Raw genomic sequence first — 7,852 nt, forward strand, 5'->3', positions numbered from 1 at the left:
AGGCTCCCTAGCGCGCGGGACCGCGTGTGTTGATCGCCACCTCGGCGGAGAGCCCGACCTGCAAGGGACGCGAGCCGACGTCGCGCGGGTCGAGTGTGACGCGCACCGGCACCAGCTGGACGATCTTCACGAAGTTGCCGGTCGCGTTGTCCGGCGGCAAGAGCGCCGTCGTCGATCCCGTGGTTGTGCCGATGCTTTCCACCCGTCCGCGGAAGGTGCGCCCGCGATAGGTGTCAATGCGGACGCGGACCGGCTGACCCGGACGGATCCCGCCGAGCAGGGTCTCCTTCACGTTCGCGACCACCCAGACGCTCTGCGACTGGGTCACCGACAGCAGCGGCTGGTTCGGCTGGATGAACTGTCCCACTTCGGCGGTGCGGTTGGTCACCCAGCCGTCCACGGGGGCCCGGATCACCGTACGGTCCACGTTCAGCTGGGCGGCCCGCACCGCCTGGGCGGCGCTGGCGGCCTGCGCCTCAGCCGCGGCCAGCTCCTGCGCGCGCTGCCGGACGAGGCTGGCGCCGGCGGCCGCCTGCTGCACCTGCGCCTGCGCCCCCGAAAGCTGGCCCTGGTTCACCGCGATCGCGCCGCGCGCGATCGCCACCTGTTGCCGAGCCGCCTGTGCGGCGAGGACGTCGGACTTGGCCTGCGCGAGGGCATCCTGCGCGGCCTGGTACTGGGCACGCGCGGTCTCGTTGGCGGAGGCGTCGGTATCGACCTGCTGCTGCGCGATCGCGCCCTGCGCCAGGAGCTGCCGATCGCGGGCCAGCGTCTTGGCGGCGGTGTCGGCTGCGCTCTTCGCCGCGACGACCGTGGCCGCGGCCGTCGACACACGCGCGTTGGCCTGCGCGAGCTGTGCGGCGGTGGTCCGATTCTGCATGTCCAGTTGCGCCTGTGCCTGCGGGAGCGTCGGCTGCGTCGCCTGGACTCGCGCGGCGGCCACCTGGACGTCCGCTTGGAACTGCTGCTGCTGGACGCCGAGGGCCGCCTGCAGCGCCTGGACTTGGGCCTGCGCGGCGCCGAGCGAAGCCTTCGCGCGGGCAAGCGCGACCTCGTAGTCCTGCGGGTCGAGCTGAATCAGGGGGTCGCCCACGGCGACATGCTGATTTTCGACGACGTAGAGCTTGAGGATCGTTCCGGAGACCGTCGACGAGACCGGCGAGATGTCGCCCACCGTCTGCGCGTTGTCCGTCTTGACGATGCCGATGTTGGAGCGCCAGTAGACCACGAGGGCGATCAGCGCGATCACGCCGGCTGCGGCCGCGGCGAGGAGCGCGATGCGCCTGAGGTTGAGCTGCGGGCGCGCCGCGGTCTCAACGACGGTGCGCGAGACTGTCGCCACTTCGCCGTTGTCCGCGGCGGATGACCCGCGCGGCGCGGCTGAGGCCGGCGGCGCGGATGTGATGCGGCCGTCGGCCGATCCCGCGCCGGCGGGCTTGGGACGCTCTCCGATTACTGGGCGCGGCGTCTCCACGTCGGTTCTGCCGGGTGCGTCGTTCATCGGGAAGACTCCGTGCCGGCGTCGCCGCCGAGGATCTGCGCCCGCAGCGTGCGCAGCCGGGCGAGCCGCTCCGCGTACTCCGCGCGGAGCTGCATCAGCCGGCCCACGCGCTCGTCGATGAGCCCGATTTGGGACCGGACGAGGTTCTCGCCCCGGTCGAGGATCCCGAGCCGCGTCTCCGGGTCCGTCGCCTGCGCGTACGCCTGACGGAGTTCCGCGCGCGCGGCGTCGACGTGCAGGCTTTGTTTGATCTCGGCGAGCGAGAAGCCGAGCAGCGTCTGCAGCTCCTTGATGCGCTGGAGCATCGCGACATCGGCCTCAGTGAACAGACGGAAGCCGCCGGCCGTCCGCGACTGCGCCGCGAGCAACCCCACTTCTTCGTAATACCGGATGGCGCGGGGGGTGAGGCCGGTCCGCTTGACGACGTCTTCCATCCTGTAGAGCGGTTCCGCCGCTTCGGCGGCGAGTCCGATCCCGCCGCCGGCCCCGGGATCAGCGGGTGTCTCTTTGATGTACATTGGCGAGCAAACCCCCCAGTCACACCGCAATGCCATGCATTATATCATACTCTTCCGTAAGCGTCATAGATTGTCTTTGATGTTATATTTGTGGCTTGTCGGCACGGGCAAAGGTCAGTACTATTAAATACCGTGGGCCGTCATGTGGGGCGAGGGGTAGAGGGGGTCGCCGCGCTAGGGGCCGTCGGATCGTTCCCCCGCCATCCGGTGCGGATCCGGCCGGATGGGGGCGGGCCGCCGGCGGCAAAAACAACCTTCGGCCAACGCCTGAGGGACGCGCGCCGGGCACTCGGCCTCACCCAAGACGGGCTTGGGCGGCCCGATTTTACCAAAGGATTCATCAGTCTCCTCGAGCACGACCGGGCAAAGCCCTCGGTGGCTTCGCTTGAACGTCTCGCGGCCCGCCTCGGGCGGCCGGTGTCGTACTTCCTCGACGGCGGCGAGGCGGTCATCTCCGCGAAGTTTCTCGACGTCCTGCGCAGCCGGGGCCGGGCCGAACTGACGAGCCGCCGTTTCGACGCGGCGCTTGACACGTTTGTGGAGATGCGGCGCGTGGCGGCCGGGCGGCGGGATACCCTCCTAGACTTGCACGCGAGGGTCGGCGAGGGGGAGGCGCTGCTCGGCCTCGACCGGATCGATGAGGCGCACGCGCGTCTCGTCGAGGCGTGCGCGCGCGCACACACCGCGGAGGCGCCGGTGCTCGAGTGCCGCGCATCGCACCGCCTCGCCTCGATCGAGCTCCGGCAGGCCCGCTACGGGCGCGCGGTCGTGCTGTCGAGGACCGCGGTCGAGCTCGCGGAGCGGTTTGCCGGCGCCGAATCCTCACTGCGCGGTGAGATCTATCTGCAGCTCGGCACCGCGCTCTTCCGGATGGGCCGCCTCGACGAGGCCGCGGAGGCGTATCGCGCGGCGCGGCGGATTTTCGAGGAGGCGACTCAACCGAACCGGGTGGGCGAAGCGCTGTACGGGCTCGGCACCGTGCTCGCGAAGGACGGCGACTATGACGGCGCCCTCGTGAATTTCGAGCGCGCCCAGGGGTTGTTCGAACAGTACGAAGACTTGCGCCAGTTGTCGCACACGCGCGATGAGGCTGGAGTGCTGCTGATGCAGCTGGGACGTCCTGCCGACGCCGTCGAGCACTTCACCGCGAGCCTGGCCGTGAAACAGCGCATCCGCGACGCGGCGGGGGAGTGCCGCACCCTGACGGAATTCGCGCGGTGCCTCGACGCGTGCGGTGACGCCGCGCGGGCGAAGGAGCTGGCCGAGCGCGCCGCGGTTCGGAGCCGCGAGGCCGCGCTGCCCGACGAAGAAGCACGGGCGCACGCGCTGCTCGGGATTCTCGCCGCCGCGGCCGGCGACCTGAAGGAAGCGCAGCGGGCCCTGGCCGCGGCCGCCCGGCACTGCGAAGATGCGGGGATGACCGTCGAGCTCGTGGCGATCTACAAAGACTTGGCGCACGTCGCCGGGCTCTCCGGCCGGTACAAGGAAGCCACGGCGTATCACGAGCGCGCGTTCAAGCTGCTGCAGGCCGTGCGCCCGCCCGATATCGCCGCCGCCGTGCGGCCCGCGCCCGCGGGTCCGCAGCCCGTTCCAACCCTCCGCTAAGTCGGCGCCAGTCGAACACGCGTTCGGCTCGGACATTTGCGCGCCGGCCTGGAGCGGTATACAATGCTCGGTACCCTTCGCGGATGCTGGATCGAGCATCCGCGGCCGGGCGTCCGCAAAGGCTTCTCCCGGAGGCGATCGTGCGACCGGTCTGGCGAGGCTACGTGAGCTTCGGTTTGGTGACGATCCCCGTGAAGCTCTATACCGCCACGGAGGAGAAGGACGTCCGGTTCCGCCTGCTCCACAGCACGTGCCTGACGCCGATCAAGAACCAGCGCTTCTGTCCACACCACGAGGTCGTGATCGAGTGGAGCGACGTCGTGCGCGGGTACGAGGTCAGCAAAGGCCACTTCGTCACCGTCACCGACGAGGAACTGGAGAAGATCCCGATCGACACGAGCGGCAACGTCAACATCGCCGGGTTCGTGGAGCTCTCGGAGATCGATCCGATCTACTACGAGCGGTCCTACTACGTCGTCCCCGATGAGGGCGGCGCGAAGGCGTTCGCGCTGCTGCAGGAGGCGCTGCGCCAGGCCGACCGCGTCGCGGTCGGCAAGGTCGTGATGCGCGAGAAGGAGCATGTGGTGTCGCTCCGACCGTTCCAGGACGCGATGGTGCTCTCGACGCTGTACTACGCCGACGAGGTTCGGGCCGTCTCGGGACTCGACGAGGTGCCGGTCGACGTGAAGGTCCACCCCAACGAGCGCAAGATGGCGGGCCAGCTCGTCGAAAGTCTCGCGATCGAGTTCCATCCCGAGGAGTTCAAGGACGACTACCGGCAGGCCGTGCTCGGGCTGATCGAGGCGAAGGGCACAGGCCAGCCCGTGCCCGAGGTCAAGGCCAAACAGCCGGGCAAGGTTGTCGACCTGATGGAGGCGCTGCGGCGCAGCGTGGAGATGGCGCAGCAGCGGCCGGCGGGCGCCCGGCCCTCGCGCGCGGCCGGCGGGCAGCGGCGCGCCGCGGCGGGCGGCATGCAGGAGCGCCCGCGGTAACCGGCGCTCGTCCGAACGTCTCTCCGAGGCGCCGGCGGGTCCGGCGCCTCGTTCGTTATGCGCCCGCTCAGAAGCCCAGCGTCTTGTGCGCCTGGTCGACGAACTGGTTCGTGAACGTCTGACCGGGATTGATCCGCGCCGCGTTCGCGACGACGGTGCGGTCGAACTGCGACAGCACCTTGGCGATCGTCTGCGCACCTTCCAATGACACACGGCCGTCCGGTGAGAACATCTCGAGGTTCGCGGCGAGCGATGCCACGTACAGCGCCTTGTCGGACTGATAGAATTGCGGCGGCATCCGGTCCGCGATCTCGGCGGCGGGATGAGTCTTGATCCAGTGCAGCGCCCGCACGGACGCCGTGGCGAGCGCCTGGACCGTCTTGGGGTTGCGGTCGATGAACGCGGGCGTCGCGTACAGGCCGCCGGCCGGATACGGTCCGCCGAAGACCCGCAGCGTCCCGAGCGTCGTCCGCGTGTCGGCCAGGATTGTCGCGTCGCCGCTCCGCGTCAAAATCGTAATCGTCGGGTCGACGTTGACGAGGGCGTCTACCGCGCCGCGGCGCGCGGCCGCGACGGCCGTGGCCGCCGTCCCGATGCCGATGTAGGACTCCTGGTCCACGGGGATGCCGTTCTTCGACAGCAGGTACTGGGCGAAGAAGTACGTGCTGCTGCCCGGCGCCGTCACCCCGATCTTCGCGCCGCGCAGGTCCGCGATCGACTTGACCCCGCGCGACTGTCCGGACTTCGTCACCGCGAGCACCAGCCCGGGGTAGCGGTCGTACAGCGCGAACATCCGGATGGCCTTGCCCTGCGCCTGCATCTCGATGGTGTGATCGATGAAGCCGCATACGACGTCGGCGCTGCCGCCGATCAGCGCCTCGAGCGCCTTGGCGCCGCCCGCGAGGTCGACGATGTCCACGTCCACGCCGGCGTCCTTGAAGTAGCCGAGCTGCGACGCGAGCGTGACGGGCAGGTAGATATACAGCGCCTGCCCGCCGACCGCGAGCGTGATTTTGGACTTCTCGACCTGCGCGCCCCCGGGTCCGGCCGCAAGCGCGACCATGAGCCCAAGGAGGAACGCGGCGACGAGCATCTTCCGCATCGGGACACCTCCGGTTGGAACCGGCATGGTACAGCAGTGAACAGTACGGTCGCCGGCGCGCGCGGTCCTGCCCCGTCCGGCGTCCCGGCGCGCCCGTCCTACGCGCGGCTCGCCGCCTGCGGCTTCCACGCCAGCAGCCGGCGCTCAATCGTCGTCACGATGAGATCGATCACGAGCGTGAAAACCGCGAGTACGGTCATGCCGGCGAAGACCCCCGTCGTGTCGAACGTGCCCTCGGACTGGGCGATGACGTAGCCGAGGCCGCGCCCGGCGCCCAAATACTCGCCGACGACGGCGCCGACGAGCGCCAGGCCGACGCTCGTGTGAAGGCTGCTCAGGATCCAGACGAGCGCCGAGGGCACCAGCACGTGCCGCACGAGGTCGCGCTCGCTCGCCCCGAGCATGCGGGCGTTGTTCAGGAGATTGGCGTCGACCTCCAGGATGCCTTGATACGTGTTGAAGAACACGATGAAGAACACAAGCGTGACGCCGAACGCGACTTTGGAGAGCACGCCGAGCCCGAACCACAGGGTGAAGATCGGCGCGAGCACGACGCGCGGCAGGGCGTTGCCGATCTTGAGATACGGATCGAAGACGGCCGAGAGCGCGGGGCTCCGCGCGAACCAGAAGCCGAACACGACCCCCAACGCGGCGCCGGCGAGAAACGCGAGGACCGTCTCGAGCGCGGTCGTCCAGAGATGCCGGTAGATGAAGCCGGTCGCGAACCATTCGGCGATGCGGCGCGCCACGGCCGACGGCTGGCTGAAAAAGAACGGATCCACCCACCGGCGCTGGGTGGTGACCTGCCACGCGGCGAGCACCGCGAATAGCACTCCGACCTGGTAGGGCAGCAGCCGCGCGCGGGTCACGACGCGGCGCCTCCGCCGCCGGCCCGCGTTCCCGCGTCCGGAGCGGCCGCGGCGTACGCGCGCAGGACCTCCCCGCGGAGCTGCGCCCACACCGCGCGGTAGACGTCCTGGAACGCGGGGTCGAGGCGCACTTCGGTAACGTCCCTCGGGCGGGGCAGGGTCACGGCATGCGCGCCGATGATCCGCGCGCCGGGGCCGGCCGACAGCACCAGGACGCGATCGGCGAGCGCGATCGCCTCCTCGAGATCGTGCGTCACGAAGAGCACCGTCTTCCGGTCATCCTGCCAGATCCGAAGGAGATCGTTCTCCATGAGCGCGCGCGTCTGCACGTCGAGCGCGGAAAACGGCTCGTCCATCAGCAGAATCTCCGGTCCGACGATGAGGCTCTGCGCCAGGGCGACGCGCTTGCGCATTCCTCCCGACAACTCGTGAGGGTAGCGGCCCTCGAACCCGCGCAGGCCCACGCGGGCCAGCCACTGCCGCGCCAGCGCCTCCGCCCGGCCTCTCGGCTGCCGCCGCAGCAGCGGTCCAAGCACGACGTTGTCGAGGGCGGTCTTCCACGGCAGCAGCACGTCCTGCTGGAACAGGTAGGCGGCCCGCCGGTTGATCCCGTCGACGGGCACGCCAAACGACGAGACGGTACCGGCCGTGGGCCGGATCAGGCCCGCCGCGAGGTTGAGCAGGGTGGACTTGCCGCCGCCCGTGGGCCCGACGATCGCCACAAACTCTCCGGGGGCGACGGACAGCGAGACGGCTTCCACGGCGACGTAGGTCCCGGCGCCGGAGACCGCAAACCGCCGCGTCACGTCGACGAACTCGAGCGCGTTCACCCGCCGCCTATACGCGCCGCCGGAAAGCAAATCCTTCGAACCGCCACCGGCCGTTCAATCGCCGGGAAACGAAAACCGGCGGCGCCCTGGAGTCGGCCGCCGCCGGTCGTTTTTTTGCGCTTCCTACGTGTCGATCTTACTTGTTGTTGTGGCCCTCGTTCGTGTGTCCGTGACCGTTGTTCCCCTGTTCCCCGCCGCCATTGCCCTGACCATTGCCTTGTCCGTTGCCGCCAGTGCCGCCGTTGCCGTGCGTCGTTCCGCCACCCGTGGTCCCGCCGCCGGTCGTCCCGCCGCCGGTCGTCCCGCCGCCGGTCGTTCCGCCGCCGGTCGTTCCGCCACCGGTCGTCCCGCCACCGGTCGTCCCGCCGCCGGTCGTCCCGCCGCCGGTCGTCCCGCCACCGGTCGTCCCGCCACCGGTCGTCCCGCCACCGGTCG

8 protein-coding genes are annotated in these 7,852 nt (G+C 69.9%); 2 read left to right on the forward strand and 6 right to left on the reverse strand.

Annotation, left to right across the window (positions count from 1 at the left end):
* Positions 1 to 7: 7 nt before the first annotated feature.
* Both VKT83_07800 and VKT83_07805 read right to left on the reverse strand, forming a co-directional pair.
* On the reverse strand, positions 8 to 1,501 hold the full coding sequence (locus tag VKT83_07800; protein HLY22358.1) for an HlyD family secretion protein: 1,494 nt from the start codon (positions 1,499 to 1,501) through the stop codon (positions 8 to 10).
* Positions 1,498 to 2,019, reverse strand: coding sequence for a MerR family transcriptional regulator (locus VKT83_07805; protein HLY22359.1), 522 nt, complete (start codon positions 2,017 to 2,019; stop codon positions 1,498 to 1,500). Before VKT83_07805 ends, VKT83_07800 begins: the two co-directional genes overlap by 4 nt.
* Before the next feature lie 375 nt (positions 2,020 to 2,394).
* On the opposite strand from VKT83_07805, the gene VKT83_07810 reads away from it, so the two are divergent.
* Both VKT83_07810 and VKT83_07815 read left to right on the forward strand, forming a co-directional pair.
* Complete coding sequence (locus VKT83_07810) at positions 2,395 to 3,624, forward strand: tetratricopeptide repeat protein (protein HLY22360.1); 1,230 nt, start codon at positions 2,395 to 2,397, stop codon at positions 3,622 to 3,624.
* A gap of 140 nt (positions 3,625 to 3,764) precedes the next feature.
* Positions 3,765 to 4,616: a Ku protein gene (locus VKT83_07815; GenBank protein HLY22361.1), complete on the forward strand. Its 852-nt coding sequence runs from the start codon at positions 3,765 to 3,767 to the stop codon at positions 4,614 to 4,616.
* Between the two features lie 67 nt (positions 4,617 to 4,683).
* Here VKT83_07815 and VKT83_07820 read toward each other — a convergent pair whose 3' ends face one another.
* From VKT83_07820 to VKT83_07835, 4 genes are all read right to left on the reverse strand, one after another.
* The gene (locus VKT83_07820) at positions 4,684 to 5,718 is read right to left on the reverse strand and encodes an ABC transporter substrate-binding protein (GenBank protein ID HLY22362.1); all 1,035 of its coding nucleotides are present in this window, start codon (positions 5,716 to 5,718) and stop codon (positions 4,684 to 4,686) included.
* A gap of 98 nt (positions 5,719 to 5,816) precedes the next feature.
* The gene (locus tag VKT83_07825; GenBank protein ID HLY22363.1) at positions 5,817 to 6,587 is read right to left on the reverse strand and encodes an ABC transporter permease; all 771 of its coding nucleotides are present in this window, start codon (positions 6,585 to 6,587) and stop codon (positions 5,817 to 5,819) included.
* Positions 6,584 to 7,417, reverse strand: a complete 834-nt coding sequence (locus tag VKT83_07830) for an ABC transporter ATP-binding protein (protein ID HLY22364.1) — start codon at positions 7,415 to 7,417, stop codon at positions 6,584 to 6,586. Before VKT83_07830 ends, VKT83_07825 begins: the two co-directional genes overlap by 4 nt.
* A 136-nt stretch (positions 7,418 to 7,553) precedes the next feature.
* Positions 7,554 to 7,852: hypothetical protein (locus tag VKT83_07835; protein ID HLY22365.1), on the reverse strand; the 299-nt coding region annotated here is incomplete at its 5' end.

This window comes from bacterium, from assembly GCA_035308905.1.
GTDB lineage: Bacteria > Sysuimicrobiota > Sysuimicrobiia > Sysuimicrobiales > Segetimicrobiaceae > DASSJF01.

Coding starts and splice junctions, on each gene's coding strand:
- VKT83_07805 (HLY22359.1), bottom strand. CDS start 2,019: ATGTACATCAAAGAGACACCCGCTGATCCCGGGGCCGGCGGCGGGATC.
- VKT83_07820 (HLY22362.1), bottom strand. CDS start 5,718: ATGCGGAAGATGCTCGTCGCCGCGTTCCTCCTTGGGCTCATGGTCGCG.
- VKT83_07800 (HLY22358.1), bottom strand. CDS start 1,501: ATGAACGACGCACCCGGCAGAACCGACGTGGAGACGCCGCGCCCAGTA.